Genomic DNA, 15,761 nt, shown 5'->3' with positions numbered 1-15,761 from the left:
TGCGCTGGCTGTGCTCGATCACATCGTCACCCGGCCAAGCGGCTGCAACTCGACGTGACCGCCGAGCTCTTGATACGAGTAGACAGGCAGCCACGTGAGCCGACTTTCGATCATGCGCCGCACGTAGCGCCGAATGTCCATCGACGTGACGACGGCGAGCCCTGTTCGAGCGTCATTACCCGCATGCGCGGCGATGCTGTCGACGAAGTACTTGATCTGATCGGGCGGCAGCGCGAGGAAATTGCCGGTCGGTGTCTGCCGGATCGATTGCCGGATGTGCTGCTCGACCGGCATGTCGAGCACGACGGCCGATAGCGTACGTGAGCCGCCTGCCGCGCGATGGGCGAGGTAATGTGCGAGATCGCCACGCACGTATTCGGCCAGCAGCAGCATGTCCTTCTCCTTCGGCCCCCAGACGACGAGACTTTCCATGATGCCGCGCACGTTGCGCACGGAAACCTGCTCTTCGAGCAGGCGCCGCAACACGTCGGCGATCTTTTGCAGCGGCAGGGCTTTCGTGACTTCGGCGACGAGACCCGGGTATTCGGCGTTGAGCTGATCGAGCAGCCACTGCGCTTCCTGAATCCCCAGGAACTGATGCGCGCGCATCCGCATCAGGCCGATCGCTTCGCGCGCGATGACCTGCTCGGCACGCCATGCGGTCGTATTCGCCGGCACGGCTTTCTCGTTGATCCAATGCGTTTGCGCGAGTCCGCCTGCCGCGCCGTGCACTTCACACTGGTTCGCCAGCGCTTGATCCTGCGCCGCATCGGGCAGCATGACCTTGCCTTGCGGCAGCTCGGCGCGCGCGGCCGGCACATCGTGAATCAGGATTTCGTAGTTCGAGGCCGGCAGTGCTTCGAATGCCCACATCGTGATGCCCGGAAACGGCAGCCCTAACTCGTCCTGCAAGCTCGAGCGCTCGGCATCGAAAGCCTTGTCGAGTTGCGGAGTCGACAGCCGGGCGATCAGATCGGAGGCCACGCGCACGCCGACGGGCGCCGTGAATTGCGGCGCGCGCGGCAGGATCGACGGTGCGTCGCCCTTGGCGCCCGCACGCTGGAACGCGCCGACCGCTTGCCCTTTGACGGGCCCGCGATGGCGTCGCGTGTCCGTCTTCGTCAGCCGGTAGCCGGTGAATGCGAGGACGCCCGAGAGCAGCGCGAACAGAGGTGCAGGAAAGCCGGGTACCGCTGCGAAGCCGAGCAGCAGTACCGCCGAGAAGAATAGCGGCCGCGCGCTGCGAAAGAGCTGGCCGAACATGTCGGTGCCGAGCGAACGCTCGCCGTGGTCGTTGCCGTCCTCGACGCGCGTGGTGATGACACCGGCCGCCACGGAGATGAACAGCGACGGGATCTGCGACACCATCGCATCGCCGATCGAGAGAATCGAAAAGCGGTTCGCCGCGTCGCCGGCCGTCATGCCGTGATACGCGACCCCTACCGCGATGCCGCCGAGGATGTTGATCAGCGTGATGATCAGGCCCGCGATCGCATCGCCCTTGACGAACTTCATCGCGCCGTCCATGCCGCCGTGCAGCTGGCTTTCCATCGCGAGCTGCAAGCGCTTTTTGCGTGCGTCTTCGGCAGACAGCGCGTTCGCGCGCAGCTCTGCATCGATACTCATCTGCTTGCCCGGCATCGCATCGAGCGTGAAGCGCGCGCCGACTTCGGCCACGCGTTCGGAGCCCTTCGCGATCACGATGAACTGCACGGTCGAGATGATGATGAACACGACGAGGCCGACGACTAGATTGCCGCCAACGACGAGCTCGCCGAAACTTTCGATGATGTTCCCGGCATCGGCATGCAGCAGAATCGACTTCGTCGACGCGATGTTCAGCGAGAGCCGATACAGGGTCGTAAACAGCAGCATCGACGGAAACGCCGACAGCGACACGATGCTGCCGGCGTACATGGACACCATCAGCAACGTCACGCTCAACGTGATGTTCAGCGCGAGCAGCACATCGATGATTTCGGGCGGCAGAGGCAGGATCATCAGCGAGACGATCGCGCAGACTAGTACCGCGATACCGACTTCGCCCGCTCCCGGCATGCGAATCGACTTGAACATGGTTTCAACCTCCTTGAGTGCGTGGTGCGCCGACGCTGTCTACCCAGCGCAGGATCGCGGCCACGACTTCGAACATCGCTTCGGGAATCTGCGCATCGTGCTCGATGCGGTAAAGCGCGCGTGCGACCGGCGGATTCGCCACGACGGGCACGCCGGCTTCCGAGGCATAGCGGCGCACGAGCGCAGCCTCGGCATCTACACCCTTGGCAACGACCACGGGCAGCGAGTCTTCCCCGGGCCGATAGCGGATCGCGACGGCGTAGTGCGTGGGGTTCGTGACGACGACGTTCGCGCCGCCGACGGCCGGCTTGTCCGGCCCCTTGTTGATCATTTCCCGTCCGCGCTTGCGGCGTTCGCGCTTGATGTGCGGATCGCCGTCCTGCTGCTTGTGCTCCTTCTTGATCTCATCCTTGGACATGCGGTTTTGCCGGATGAACAACCAGTGCTGGATCTTGTAGTCGGCGAAGCCGATCACGAGGTAGGCGACGAACGCGACCGTCAGCAGCTTCAGCAGCGCGTGCCACAGCACGTCCATCAGCGGGCCCAGCGGTTGATAGGCTGCGTTCGAGAGCAGGGGAAGCAGGTTCTCGATCGAGATCCACATCACGGGCAGAAGCACGGCGAGCTTGACCAGGCGCTTGGCGACGTCGATGACCGATTTCATCGAGAAGATGCGCTTGAGCCCGGAGCCGGGGTTCACGGTCTCGAACTTCGGCATGATGGGGTCGAACGTCACGACGAGGCCAGTCTGCGCGGCCGTGCCGACTGCGGCGGCGAGCGCACCGGCCAGCGCGACGGGGAGCAGCATCATCGTCGCGGTCCCGAGCAGGTGATACAACGTATGCAGCATGTTCTGCATCGAGTGCTCACCCGTAATGAACTGCATCGTCAGCGTGACGAGATCGCGCATCGAGCCGGCCAGCAGATGATCGGCCGCCATCAGCGTGCCGATGACGCCGAGCATGCAGACGGTCTCGGTCAGGTCGGGGCTTTTGGCGACCTGGCCTTTCTCGCGTGCTTTATCCAGCTTGCGCTGGGTGGGTTGTTCGGTTTTCTCGCTCATGATGCGACGCACGATAGCGGTGCGGCTCGATGGGCTGGGGCCGCGATGCGAAGCAAGCGGAAGGAATCCGAAAGCACGGGCGCGCGCGTAGGGGGATGGGCAGCCGAGTGCGGCGCGGCGCCGATTTCGCAAACGCGCCACTAACTTCGCATCGTCTGCGTGTCTTCCTCGCCGATCTTGCTAACTTGGCGATGTGGCCCGATGTGCGGTCACGCCTCTTGGGGGAACCGACATGAGCGAATTGAAAGACTATCTGAAGTGCGGCGATGAAATCCTGCGCGGTCTCGTCGAAATCATCAACCTGGCGTTGATCGACAAGTTTCCGCGTAGCCGTATCGCCGTCGACGACATCGAGCAACTGATCGGGGCAGTGCGTCTGCTCTGCGAACCGGCGCCGGAATTCGAGATGATCGGCGCTCGCCTGCAGATCGTGCGAGGCGACTTTATCGGCGCCGCGCAGGTGTTCCGCGAGCTCGCCGACAAGGGTCATTGCCTGCCGAACAGCCGTGCGATGCAGATCTACTGCATGAGCGAAAACGGCGACGGCGACTGGCAAGTCGAAGCGAATCAAATGATGCAGAGCGAGACCTCGGACGATGCGGTTCGCCTCTTGCGCACCGTCGTCGCTCGCAACGAACTCAATCGTGCGATCGAAAAGGCCAAGGCGACCGGCGAATTCGAGTTTCCCGAATCGCTGAAGACGCTCGTCGCCGAGCGCCAAAGCCACGAAGCCGAACAAGCGGCGCAGGCGCAGCCGGTGCCCAGCATGATCGATCCGTCGCTGATGGGCGGCCAGTACATGCGTCTTTGATCTGTATGCGGCTCGCGATGAGCCGTTAGCGTTTGGGGGAGGTCCATATGGACTCAGCATGGATGTCGGCGCATCTGCAACAGATGTTCGCACAGGAGGTGGTGGGGACGGGAACGAGTGCACACTCGACCGCGTCCGCCCCCGAGACGCAGCAGCTCGCCGACAAGTTTCAAGCGCTTTACGAGCATGGCCGTGCCGCGGCGCCGCAAAGCAACGGCATGGATACCGAGACGATGATCTCGAAGGTCGTGCACGACCAGGATGTGATGACGCGGGCGGTCAGCAACGACGCGATGTTCATGATGCATTCGATGCCGCATATGTCGATGCAGCAGAGCTTCGCCGCGCAGACGCAGGTGATGCTCGAAGCGTCGGGCTTGGAGTGCGATATGCAGGTCAAGCTGGCCGTCGTCACGTCGACGAAGGACGCCATCGGTACTTTGATGAGGAATCAATGATGAGAGCTTGGCGCAGGCGGGCTGCTTCGCTGGCTTGCATGACGCTCGTGCTGCTGCTTACGGGTTGCCACAAGGAGCTGTACGGCAACCTGTCCGAGCGTGATGCGAACGAGATCGATGTAGCGTTGCTCGAGGATGGCGTCGATTCACAGAAGACCACCGCCGACGGTGGCAAGACCTGGTCGGTCGAGGTCGACGACAAGCAGATGGTTCGCGCGATGCAGGTGCTGCGTTCGCGTGGCCTGCCGGAGCACAAGTACGACGACCTCGGCGCGTTGTTCAAGAAGGATGGCCTCGTCTCGACGCCTACCGAGGAACGGGTGCGCTTCATCTACGGCGTGTCCCAGGAGCTCTCGGACACGCTGTCGAAGATCGACGGTGTCGTCGTCGCGCGCGTGCACATCGTGCTGCCGAACAACGACCCGCTCGCGCCGAACGTCAAGCCTTCGTCCGCGTCGGTGTTCATCAAGTACCGGCCCAACGCGAATCTCGAGACGCTTACCCCGCAGATCAAGAATCTCGTCATGCATAGCGTCGAAGGACTGACTTACGACCAGGTCAGCGTGGCATCCGTGCCCGCCGATCCGATCGAGTTGGCGCAGCCGCCGGGGCCGCGAGGCGGCGGATGGCTGGTAGGCGTCGCGCTGACCGCGTTTTTCATGTGTGGCGCGGCGTTGCTCGTGCTGCTCAAGCGTCAGGCGCTGCTCGACGGCAAGGCTGGCCAGTGGCTCGCCAAGCTGAAGTCGCGCGGCGGCCAGGACGGCGCGCCTGCGGCAGCCGACGCGTGAGGCGGGTTGACACGTTTTGCCGGGAGGCGCGATGCAGGCCGAGATGACGATGCAAAGTCCCGCCGCGCGCGTAGCGGCCTGGCTCGAGCAACTCGACGGCAATCGCCGGGCTTGCCTCGACTGGATGCACCCGTCGTGGCTGCCGGCGTGGCTGCTCGACGGTACGGTCGGCGAATCGTTGCGTGACGCCGACGATGCGTGCGCGAACGCGCTCGTGCAACTGCTCGAACTGCCGAGCGTCGATGCGTTCGATACGTATGCAACATGGCAAACGTGTGCGTCGCGAGATGCCTGGGCGCGTAATGTGCTGGCGTTCGCGACGTTGCCGATCGATTGGCAACGACGCTTGCTGCGCTTGCGCGCACTCGTGTTTCGGCGTGGTGAAGTCAGGCGCATCGTCGACCTGATGCGCCGTTCGCGCCTTGCCGCGTTGCTTGGGGAGCAGGCAACGCCGCTCTTGAGGTGGCTCGCCCAGTTGCCCGGTGCACCCGATGTAGCCACGTTGAGCCGCGCGATCGGCATGCCTGGGCTCGACGCGCTCGACGACGACGCTCTCGAATGGGAGGGTTTTTGTCTGCTCGAGCGTGACGGCGTACTCGCCAACGACGCGGCAGCGCAGTGGCTGCGACGTGCGTTGCCACGCGAGCTAGACGTGCCGATTTGGCTCGCACGATGCGAGCGCGCCGTCGATGCCGACGGCAGCGCGCATGTATTGAGCCGATTGCCTGAACTGTTTCCGGAGCCCGCATGGTCATTTGGTTGCGACATCCCAACGTCGAATTGAGCAGAGACGCCGAGACGCTCGGCGGCATCGGCGTCGAAGAGGACTCGGGCATCTTGCGCCGCGAGGCGTTCGCGACCGTCGTCGCACTCGACGACGCGCAGGACGTGTGTCGGCGCGAATACGAAGCGATCCTCGCGGATGCGCGCCAGCGTGCCGAGGACATCACCGCACGCGCAGACGAAGAGGCGCTCGCATTGCTCGAACAGGCGCAGGAGGAGTACGAGAGTGCCGAGCGGCGTGGCTATGACGACGGCAAGGCACAGGCGCTTGCCGATTGGTATGCGCGCGTCGCCGAGCATGGTGCCGAGCAGCGCGACATGCAGACGCTGTTGCGTGAGCGGCTTGCAGAGCTCGTCGTCGTCGCCGTCGAGCAGATCGTGCGCAGCGAAGATACCAGCGCTTTGTTCGCACGCTCCAGTGCCGCGCTCGACCGCATTGCCGACGGATGCAGCTATCTAAAGGTGCGCGTGCATCCCGACGATTACGAAGCGGCCTCGCGCGAATTTGCTCGCTTTGCCACAGAGTGGCGCGAGCGTGGGCGTGCGGTGCCGGTCAGCGTCATGGCCGATCGCGAGCTTGGCGTCGGCGCCTGCATCTGCGAATCGGATCTGGGCATGGTTGATGCGAGCTTGTCGACGCAGCTTGCCGCGATGCGTGCAGCAGTGGAGCGTGCGCTGGCCCGCGAGGTAGAGCAGGCGGAGCCGAACACAGAGGACGGCCACGACCTCGACCCGTCTGCATTCGCCGATGACGAGACCGAAGCAGCGGATGTCGTCGATGCCGCTGATGCCGATTTTGTCGACGACGATGCTGTCGATGCTGCGTACGTCGACGTCGACGCTGATCTGTTATCCGACAACGAAGAGGACGTGCAGGAAGGCGAGCTCGATCTCGCACTCGATCTGCAAGAGAACACGCCATGACGGAGACGGCGATGCAAACGCAAATGGACGCCTGGCCGTCCGCACTCGATGAACTGCAAGGCTTCACCGCGTCGATCGAACGCGAACTGCGTGCGCAACGTCCGGTGGAAACGCGCGGCAAGGTGCTCGAAGTGATCGGCACGCTCGTGCGCGTAACGGGGCTCGACGTGCGGCTCGGCGAGCTGTGCGAGCTGCGCACGCCGACGGGCGAGCTGATGCAAAACGCGGAGGTGGTCGGCTTCTCGCGTGACATTGCGATCCTCTCGCCGTTCGGCCGCCTCGCCGACATCTCGCGCGAGACGCAAGTGATCGGCTTGAAGCGGCCGCTGTCGGTGCCGGTCGGCGATGGCTTGCTCGGGCGTGTCATCGATAGCCTCGGCCTGCCGATCGACGAACGCGGTCCGCTGGCCTGCACCGAGTACCGGCCGATCTTCGCCGATCCGCCGAGCCCGATGAGCCGGCCGCTGCTCGAGAAGAACCTGCCGACAGGGGTCCGCATCGTCGACGGCCTGATGACGCTCGGCGAAGGACAGCGTATGGGCATCTTCGCGCCGGCCGGTGCCGGCAAGAGTACGCTGATGGGCATGTTCGCACGCGGCGCGCGCTGCGACATCAATGTGATCGCACTGATCGGCGAGCGCGGCCGCGAAGTGCGCGAGTTCGTCGAACAGATTCTCGGACCCGACGGTATGGCGCGTTCGGTCGTGGTCTGCGCGACGTCGGACCGCTCGTCGATCGAACGCGCAAAGGCGGCTTATGTGGCGACGGCCGTCTCCGAGTACTTTCGCGATCGCGGCATGAGCGTGTTGCTGATGATGGACTCGCTGACGCGCTTTGCCCGTGCACAGCGCGAGATCGGCCTTGCAGCGGGCGAACCGCCGACTCGGCGTGGCTTTCCGCCTTCGATCTTCGCCGAGCTGCCGAAGTTGCTCGAACGCGCGGGTTTGTCCGAGCACGGCTCGATCACGGCGCTCTATACGGTGCTGGCCGAAGACGAATCGGGCGGCGACCCGATCGCCGAGGAAGTGCGCGGCATTCTCGACGGCCACATGATCCTTTCGCGCGAGATTGCCGCACGTAACCAGTATCCGGCCATCGATGTGCTCGGCAGCCTGTCGCGGGTGATGCCGCAGGTGACGTCGCGCGAGCACATGGACCGTGCCGGCCACGTGCGGCGCTTGATGGCCAAGTACAGGGAAATCGAAACCTTGCTGCAAGTGGGTGAATACAAGGAAGGCAGCGATCCGCTGGCCGACGAGGCGGTCGCGAAGATCGAGGCGATCCGCGCGTTTCTGAACCAGCGCACGGACGAGTTCGTCTCAGCGGACGATACGTTTGAAGCGCTCGCCCGTTTGCGTGGCTGAGGATCGATGCGATGAAGGATCGACGAGTTGCCGCGTTCGGCGTCATGCTCAAGCGCAAGCGGCGTCTGGGCGAGACATTGCGCGAGACGCTCGCGAAGCAGCGCGCTGCGCATGCGGCGTTGGTGGCTGCCGAGCAGGAAAGGAAGGTCATGTTCGACGAAGAGGTTGCGCAGCTTGCCGAGTACGACCAGCGTTTGACGTCGATGCTCACGAGCCGTTCGCCGATGAGCATTCCCCAGTTCACGCATTGCAGCGAGTACCGCACCGTCGTGGCCGAGCGCAAGACAGCCGCCGAGGCAGAGTGGACGAAAGCGCGCAAGGCCGAGCAACAGCACAACACGGAGATGGCCGAGACGAGCCGGCAGATTCTGCGCAACGATGGGCAGATCGACGTCTACGCGCGACGCATCGAGAAACTCAAGCTGGCAGCCGCGCAAAGCGTGGAAGACGCGCAGGACGAGGAAGTCGAGGAGAGCATGGCCGCGCGGGCACTGAGGGCGCGCCGTGACGCGTCCGCGGGAGAGGGGGCGGTCACACGGGGCCGGGCAAGTGGGGCAACGGGGGGCGGGCGATGAGCGGCGGCGATTTGGGCTTGGAGCAGTGGGCAGCGTCGCTCGAGCAGATGGCGATCTTGTTTGGCCTGTGCAGCGTGCGTCTGCTGACGGTCATGATCGTCCTGCCGCCGACGGACCAGAATCTGATTCGCGGGCCGGTACGCAATGGTCTCGCGTTGTTATGGAGCAGCGTCGTGGCCTACGGGCAGCAGGCGCTGCTGCCGCAACTGCACGGCTTCTTTCTGTTCGAGGTCGGCGTGAAGGAGGCGGTGATCGGACTGGTGATCGGCTATGCGGCTTCGACGATCTTCTGGACGGCCGATAGCGTCGGCCAATACATCGACGACGTCGCCGGTTACAACAACGTGCAGCTGACGAATCCGATGAGCGGCCAGCAGACATCGCTGACGTCGACGCTGCTGCTGCAATGCGTGACGGCGGCGTTCTGGTTGCTCGGCGGTATGAGCACGCTGTTGTCGGCGATCTACGAGTCGTATCACTGGTGGCCGCTCGCGAGCGTGACACCGATTCCCGGCAACGTGCTCGAGACGTTCGTGATGCGCGAAACCGACACGATGATGCAGACGACGGCCAAGTTGATGGCGCCGCTCGTGATGATCCTGGTGCTGGTCGATCTCGGTTTCGGCATCATCAGCAAGGCGGCTCAGCGTATCGACGTGAATTCGCTCGCGCATGCGATCAAGGGGGCGCTGTCGGTGTTGCTCGTCGCGCTGCTGATCGGCGTCGTCATCGATCAGGTGCATAGCCAGTTGGCGCTGACCGATATTGCGGCGCAGATGAAGGGGCTGCTGGCTGTGAAGTAGTGGCCGGCGGGCAGGTGCAGGTCGCCCCGGTGCTGCTGGCAACGCTCGTCTGCGCGGGCATCGTGCCGCTGGCCGGCGTCTCCTGCGCGCGTTGCACGATCGATTGAACGAGCCAGTTGTTGGTGGGTTGCGGCGCTTGGGCGCTGTCGGTCTGCGGCGCTTGGCCGCTCTGTGCCAATGCCGATGCGGCCCATAGGGCGGCCAGGTATCCGCACCATCTGCCGGGCAGGGCGCGGCGCCCGCCCTTGCGCGTAGCGCGCGTCGTGCATGGCCTTGAACCAGCAGAGGGCGTCGAGTCCGTCGACCGCGACCCAGGAATTTCGTAGTGCGAAGCCATCGGTTATCTCCGTAGTAGTGAGCCTATGCCGCGCGCACGTGCAGGACGTAAGGGACGGACACATCGTCCGTCCCGGAGGCCTCTGCGGTTAGCAGGCCACGACGACACCATTGGCCGGGTTATGCCAGCCTGTTGCACCGCGCAAGGCGCAACAGGCTGCGCAGTTGAAGCGGCCCGGCACGGCGCCGTGCTGGTCGAAGCACTGACCGACGGCGTTGTTGTCGGCTGCCGTGCATACCGAGGGCTGGATGCCGCCAGCATGCAGCGGCGCCCTCAACGCATGGTCGAATCGATGGCGGCGCACCGGTGGGGCTTGGTTATTGACGCTCATGAGACTGGCTCCTTATGTGGACTCAGATGCAGAAGCGGCTGCCCGCCACCTCGGCGCAGACCTTCGGCGGGAAGATCCGCTCGAGGCACACCGATGCCGACAGCCCGTTGGCGAAATGCAGGCCGACGTCGATGCACTTCTTGCCGATGATCGGCAGGTTGACGCAGACGGCGCCGTTTTCCACGGTGCCGTGGACACAGGCCACCGACTGCGGGAGGATGCCCATCTGACGTTCGCGGCGGGCTACCGGACGGCTTTGCAGGGGTAGGTTCATGGTTTTGCTCCTTGCTTGGGGTGGAAAATCCCGGAGACGGCGTCGCCGGGCAATCGAGCCTCGCCTTCGACGAGGCTAGAAGATGGCCTTACATGCCTCGACGAGCGTGCCGTTCATGAGGCAGTCGCAGCAGCCGGCATTAGCGACGATACGCAACGCAGGCAGACACGCTAATCCGCCGCTGACTGCGCAGCCGACTCCCACGGCGGCGACGGCGGCACCACAGGCGATGCCCTTCGTCATGCCGCAGTCCGAAGGAAAGACTGCCGCTCGTAGCACGGGGGCGTGTTGGGGAGGAGTCTTCATCATGATTTCTCCGGTGCATGGCGAGTTCGCGGTCATAGGTCGCACACGCATCCCGGTATCGCGTTCGAGCAAGCAGCGGCGGTGCCGTTCTTGCAACAAACCTGACACAAGAGCTGCAGGTTCTGGCTAGGCGCGATGCCGGCACGGGCATAGGGCTGGGCGGCTTGACGTCCCCGTTCCACCGGTGGGCGGGAATGGGGGCGACAGCGCGTGGGGAGGATGGCGGTCATGGCTCGCTCCTTCGGTGGGAATGACGGACCAAGTTAGCGTTGCGACCAGGAGCGAACCTGGCCAATGCTCACCGGAATGACATCGCTCACGTCGACCGTGAAGCGGTAGACGCGGTCTGCCATGTTGGTGTTATCGGGATTGAAGAAGCACAGCTGCACGTCATAGCAGTCCGAATCAGGGCGACAGATCGGGCTCTTGCTGACACTGATCGTGCTGAGCTCCACCTGCGCGTCGCCGTGGGCTGCCATGCTCATGATCTCGGCCGCCTGAAACGCATTCGTGGCGGAGAAGTTCAGCGCACGGTGCTCCGGCGTGTCGCCGAGATTGCGTTGGGCATAGTAGATGCGGTCCAGATAGTTGCGCAGCGCCTTGGCCCGCCTGTCGTATTCCGCGGCGCGCTCGCCATCGGCGGGACGCCCGCCCATTGCCTGCTCGAGCACCTGAGCGGTGGACCAGCAATACATGCCGCGCAAAGCCGGCACCAGTAGCGGCACGGTTTGCCCAGACATGAGGCGCACCGTCCCGGCGATGTATCCCGGCACCGACACCAGTTCGGCACGACCGGCGACGTGTTCCGCAAGGTAGGCGCGCAGCCGCTCGTACACTTGGCTGGCGTAGGCGCCCCCTGGGGCGATGGCATAAATCGGCGTTTCATCCAGCCGCAACGTCCAGATCAGCGCCTGCGCCTCGTGCGGGTTCTCGTCCAGGTAGGCCAGCATTTGGCTCCGCACTTCCGGCGCATTCGCCGTCATCGGCATCGCCTGCACGAGCGAGTCGCGCAACGGCTCGGTGCCGAAGTCGTAGTCGAGGGTGCCCAACGCATAGACCAATTTGGGCCGGGCGCCGGGTTCCCCACCGCCGCACCCGCAGGTCGAGGGCATGACGGCTTCAGGGCGCGGCGGTTCGGCGACGTTCAGGGGCCGCAGCAAGGCGGGCACCGGCGGCTTGGAGGCGATCGGTGCGGACGGCAGTAGACCGGCTTCGGCGCCGGCGGCGATATTCGGCATCGCTTGGGACATCTCGACTTGCGGAGCGTCTTCAGCGGCGGTTTGCGCCACGGGGCCAACAACGACTTCGGACATGATCGGTTCTCCTTCTAGGATGGTTCGAACAGTTGGGGCAATGTGCAGCCTGCCGGCCAGATGCCGGTAGCACTGCGAGGAAACACGCGGATCGCAGGCAAGCGCGTGGCGAAGCAAGAGGGCGCGCACCAGATGCGGATCGGGAGGCAGGCCGCGCTGAACCTGTAGGCTCAGCAACAGCGCCACGACGCCGGTCACGAGCGGCGTCGCCGCGCTGGTGCCGGTCATGAATTCCACGCCTGAGCCCGGTGCCGCACCGGGGGATAGCTCGCCCGGTGCAAGCAGCCCCTGGATGGCATAAGTGCCGCCCCAGTTGCTCGCTTGCATGGGCCTGCCGTCGCGATGGGCCGCGCCGACGGCCAGTACGGAATCGAGTGCGGCAGGCATGTGTGCACACTCGCAGCCGTCATTGCCGGCCGCGGCAACGATGAGAACGTTGCGTGCGGCACAGGCCTGCACGGCCTCGGCCAAGGCGGGATCGGGATCCTGGGCGTTGATCAGCTGGCCGCCGCTGATGTTGATGACGTGAGCCCCGTGGTCGAGCGCCGTGAAGATGGCTGCCGCCAGACGCGCTGGGCTGCACGGCACCACGCCCGTGATGGGATCGTCTTCGAAGATCGGCAGGATCAGCCCCGTGCAGCGCGGCGCGACGCCTTCGACGTTGGTGCCGTGCTGACCGAAGAGCACGCTGGCCACGTGCGTTCCGTGACCTATTGCCGTTCCGAGCCGCTGCGTAGCATGGTTGGGTAGTGCGGGCAAGGGCTCCTTCAACGGTTGCAGCAAGGCACCTTGAAGACTCGGGTGAGCGTAGTCGATGGGGCCGTCGAGTACCGCGATCCTCACGCGCGGGTCACCCTGGGTCAGGGCATGGAGCGAGGCGAGACCGACCTCGCGTTCCGATTGAAAAGCTGCCGTCCCTTGCAGATTTGATGCGGCGGCTGGCGTGGCTAGGTAGCGCGCTTTTTTCATATCCGTCCCAGTCTCTGCTTGCCGTTGAGCCCATGCTCACGGTCGGTTGTGGTGGCGTCATTCTGCGAACTGGGAGGGGCGCCAACAATGCGCTATACGTCCTGGGGCATAGGTACTACGATGCGAGTGCGAGACGCTTCATCCGCTCGCTCCGACATGAGGGCCGCCTTGAATTCATTACGCTTCGTCGTCCGCTGGACCACTCCGATCGCAGCGGGTTTGCTTGCCATCCTGCTGCTGGTCATGCTGTTCGCATGGGGCTTCATTCATGCCAGCCTGCCCGTCCAGGACGGAAAGATCGCGACCCCCGACGTGCAAGCACCGGTCAGCATCCAACGGGATGCCGAGGGCGCGGTGCTGATCACGGGCAAGCGTCGCGACGACGTCGCCTTTGCCACCGGCTTCGTTCATGCGCAAGAGCGGTTCTTTCAAATGGACTTGATGCGCCGAAGTGCCGCTGGCGAACTTGCCGAGCTGTTCGGCGCGAAAGCGCTCGAGCTCGACCGCGAACATCGGCTTTATCGTTTCCGTGATCGTGCGAATGCCGCCCTCGCGCAAGTGAGCGCCGAGCAGCGGACGCTGCTACAGCGTTACGCAGAAGGCGTGAATGCGGGGCTGGCGGCCATGCGGGCGCGCCCGTTCGAGTACGGCGTGCTGATGCAGCAACCCAAGCGCTGGACCGAGGCCGATACGTTGCTCGCCGTGTGGTCCATGTACTTCGATCTGCAAGGGAATCTCGACTCGAGAAAATTCGCGCGAGGTTGGCTCAGGGAACATATGACCGATGGGCAAGCGGCGTTTCTTCTGCCGACCGAGAGCGCCTTCGACGCGCCGCTCGACGCCGACGCATCGATCATGGCCAGCGCAGCGCTGCCCGCGTCGGCGCCTTCATGGTTCGTGCCGGTCGCCAAGCCGCGCCAGGTCGCTGCCGTCGAATCGACTCAGGCCGTCGGCAGCAACGGCTGGGCCATAGCAGGCTGGCGCAGCAAAACCGGCAGTGCCATCGTCTCCAACGATATGCATTTGAACCTCGGCTTGCCCAACACGTGGTATCGGCTCGAGCTGGCGTTTCCCGATGCGCATGGACATATGCGCCACGTAGCCGGCGTATCCCTGCCGGGCACCCCGCTCGTGATCGTGGGGAGCAACGAGCACATCGCATGGGGATTCACCAATAGCTATGGCGATTACCTCGACCTCGTCGAGGTGCAATTCGATCCTCAGGACTCACTGCGCTATCGCGACATCCACGGCTGGAAGATGGCGCACAAGTTCATCGAGACGTTCAACATACGAGGCGCGCAGCCGGAAACCATGACCGTGATCGAGACCGATGAAGGCCCGGTCCAGCAGATCGACAAACGGTTCTATGCGATCCATTGGGTGGCGGACATGCCGGGCGCGGTCAATGTCGGGCTCGAAGGCTTGGAGCAGGCCGACGATGTGCGCGATGCCGAAGCCATTGCGGCACGCGCGGGCATACCCACGCTGAACTTCATCGTCGGCGATTCGCGCGGACATATCGGTTGGACCATCGCAGGGCCCTTGCCGGGCCGCGACGCATCGGCCGCGGCTAGCTTTCCGTATCGGGCCGATCAACAGCAAGCCTGGACCACGCTGCGTGCTCCTGACGATTACCCGCGTGTGAACGATCCGCCGAGCGGTCAACTATGGACTGCCAACAATCGTCAGCTGATGGGCGATGAGTATCGCAAGATCGGCGACGGCGGCGCCGATATCGGCGCGCGTGCACGGCAGATTCGCGACGATCTGCATGGCCTCGGCGATCGTGTCGATGAAGCCGCCGGCTATGAGGTGTTGGCCGACGACCGCGCGCTGTTCATTGCACCGTGGCGGCAGCGGGCGCTCGCCGCGCTCGACGATGCGGCGCTCGCCAACCGGCCGGACCGGCAGGCGTTTCGCCGCTTGCTGGAAACGTCATGGACAGGTCGAGCGAGTGTCGACTCGGTTGGCTACCGGCTCTCGCGCATGTTCATGGACGCACTGTATGAGGAGCTGTTCGGCTCGGTGGACGAAACCTTGCACGGGCTCGATCGGAACGCGAGCTATGCGAAGGCCAACCCGCGATGGAGCGTGGTCGTTGCGCGGCTTATCGATGAGCAGCCTGCGAACTGGTTGCCCCAAGGCGAAAGCTGGCATGACGTCGAACTTCGAGCGATCGATCTCGCGATTCGGCACGCGACGCAGACGGACGGGGCGCTGACGAACGCCACCTGGGGCAGGCGCAATCGCACGGCGATCCGGCATCCTTTCGCTGCAATGTGGCCGTCGCTCGATTTCGTTCTTGGCGCACCCGAGGAGCCGATCCCCGGCGACGCAAACATGCCGCGTGTGGCGGGGCCTCACTTCGGTCCCTCGGAACGTATGGTCGTTTCGCCGGGCCATGAAGGCGAGGCGCTGTTCGATATGCCTGGCGGCCAGAGCGGCAATCCGTTGAGCCCACAGTTTCTGGCCGGGCACGAAGCATGGGTTGCCATGCGGCCGGGGCCGCTGCTGCCGGGCAAGTCTTCGCATGAGCTGCTGATCGTGCCGCAACAACGTTGAACGGCAGCCCGTGCGCGGCGG

General features: G+C 64.4%; 15 protein-coding genes. 9 read left to right on the top strand and 6 right to left on the bottom strand.

The window, feature by feature from the left end; all coding sequences use genetic code 11:
• Nucleotides 1-18: 18 nt before the first annotated feature.
• Nucleotides 19-2,076 (bottom strand): type III secretion system export apparatus subunit SctV, encoded by a 2,058-nt coding sequence (gene sctV, locus D7S89_RS22020; protein ID WP_121280989.1) that lies wholly within the window; start codon nucleotides 2,074-2,076, stop codon nucleotides 19-21.
• A 4-nt stretch (nucleotides 2,077-2,080) separates the two neighbouring features.
• On the bottom strand, nucleotides 2,081-3,139 hold the full coding sequence (gene sctU, locus D7S89_RS22015) for a type III secretion system export apparatus subunit SctU (protein ID WP_245983141.1): 1,059 nt from the start codon (nucleotides 3,137-3,139) through the stop codon (nucleotides 2,081-2,083).
• A 232-nt stretch (nucleotides 3,140-3,371) separates the two neighbouring features.
• Between sctU and D7S89_RS22010 the strand changes: the two genes are divergently transcribed.
• The 8 genes from D7S89_RS22010 to sctT are packed head-to-tail and all read left to right on the top strand — an operon-like array spanning nucleotide 3,372 to nucleotide 9,645.
• Nucleotides 3,372-3,950, top strand: a complete 579-nt coding sequence (locus D7S89_RS22010; protein WP_121280988.1) for an HrpB1 family type III secretion system apparatus protein — start codon at nucleotides 3,372-3,374, stop codon at nucleotides 3,948-3,950.
• Between the two features lie 47 nt (nucleotides 3,951-3,997).
• Nucleotides 3,998-4,408, top strand: coding sequence for a hypothetical protein (locus tag D7S89_RS22005; RefSeq protein ID WP_121280987.1), 411 nt, complete (start codon nucleotides 3,998-4,000; stop codon nucleotides 4,406-4,408).
• Nucleotides 4,405-5,196: a type III secretion system inner membrane ring lipoprotein SctJ gene (sctJ, locus tag D7S89_RS22000; protein WP_121280986.1), complete on the top strand. Its 792-nt coding sequence runs from the start codon at nucleotides 4,405-4,407 to the stop codon at nucleotides 5,194-5,196. The genes D7S89_RS22005 and sctJ overlap by 4 nt, the downstream gene beginning before the upstream one ends.
• A 49-nt stretch (nucleotides 5,197-5,245) precedes the next feature.
• Nucleotides 5,246-5,980 carry a type III secretion protein HrpB4 gene (locus D7S89_RS21995; protein WP_183085310.1) on the top strand — a complete coding sequence of 245 codons (735 nt, stop codon included), beginning with the start codon at nucleotides 5,246-5,248 and terminating at the stop codon, nucleotides 5,978-5,980.
• Nucleotides 5,944-6,903 (top strand): type III secretion system stator protein SctL, encoded by a 960-nt coding sequence (sctL, locus tag D7S89_RS21990; RefSeq protein ID WP_121280984.1) that lies wholly within the window; start codon nucleotides 5,944-5,946, stop codon nucleotides 6,901-6,903. Before D7S89_RS21995 ends, sctL begins: the two co-directional genes overlap by 37 nt.
• Nucleotides 6,904-6,914: 11 nt before the next feature.
• Nucleotides 6,915-8,267 carry a type III secretion system ATPase SctN gene (sctN, locus tag D7S89_RS21985; RefSeq protein ID WP_425470879.1) on the top strand — a complete coding sequence of 451 codons (1,353 nt, stop codon included), beginning with the start codon at nucleotides 6,915-6,917 and terminating at the stop codon, nucleotides 8,265-8,267.
• 11 nt (nucleotides 8,268-8,278) lie between these two features.
• Nucleotides 8,279-8,842, top strand: coding sequence for a hypothetical protein (locus D7S89_RS21980; RefSeq protein WP_121280982.1), 564 nt, complete (start codon nucleotides 8,279-8,281; stop codon nucleotides 8,840-8,842).
• Nucleotides 8,839-9,645 carry a type III secretion system export apparatus subunit SctT gene (sctT, locus tag D7S89_RS21975; RefSeq protein ID WP_121280981.1) on the top strand — a complete coding sequence of 269 codons (807 nt, stop codon included), beginning with the start codon at nucleotides 8,839-8,841 and terminating at the stop codon, nucleotides 9,643-9,645. The genes D7S89_RS21980 and sctT overlap by 4 nt, the downstream gene beginning before the upstream one ends.
• Nucleotides 9,646-10,070: 425 nt before the next feature.
• Here sctT and D7S89_RS21970 read toward each other — a convergent pair whose 3' ends face one another.
• The 4 genes from D7S89_RS21970 to D7S89_RS21960 form a co-directional block, all read right to left on the bottom strand.
• Nucleotides 10,071-10,313 (bottom strand): hypothetical protein, encoded by a 243-nt coding sequence (locus tag D7S89_RS21970; protein ID WP_121280980.1) that lies wholly within the window; start codon nucleotides 10,311-10,313, stop codon nucleotides 10,071-10,073.
• Nucleotides 10,314-10,335: 22 nt separating this feature from the next.
• On the bottom strand, nucleotides 10,336-10,587 hold the full coding sequence (locus D7S89_RS21965; RefSeq protein ID WP_147426732.1) for a hypothetical protein: 252 nt from the start codon (nucleotides 10,585-10,587) through the stop codon (nucleotides 10,336-10,338).
• Between the two features lie 75 nt (nucleotides 10,588-10,662).
• A complete protein-coding gene (locus D7S89_RS27250; protein ID WP_183085309.1) occupies nucleotides 10,663-10,896 on the bottom strand; it encodes a hypothetical protein in 234 nt (77 codons plus the stop codon).
• 260 nt (nucleotides 10,897-11,156) lie between these two features.
• Nucleotides 11,157-13,175 (bottom strand): PatA/PatG family cyanobactin maturation protease, encoded by a 2,019-nt coding sequence (locus tag D7S89_RS21960; RefSeq protein ID WP_121280978.1) that lies wholly within the window; start codon nucleotides 13,173-13,175, stop codon nucleotides 11,157-11,159.
• A gap of 156 nt (nucleotides 13,176-13,331) precedes the next feature.
• Here D7S89_RS21960 and D7S89_RS21955 point away from each other — a divergent pair, with 156 nt between their 5' ends.
• Nucleotides 13,332-15,740: a penicillin acylase family protein gene (locus D7S89_RS21955; RefSeq protein WP_121280977.1), complete on the top strand. Its 2,409-nt coding sequence runs from the start codon at nucleotides 13,332-13,334 to the stop codon at nucleotides 15,738-15,740.
• Nucleotides 15,741-15,761 lie beyond the last annotated feature (21 nt).

The sequence above is a fragment of the Trinickia fusca genome, from assembly GCF_003628145.1.
Lineage (GTDB): Bacteria > Pseudomonadota > Gammaproteobacteria > Burkholderiales > Burkholderiaceae > Trinickia > Trinickia fusca.
Note: the sequence above shows the minus strand (reverse complement) of the source record. Positions and strands in the feature narration are given on the sequence as shown.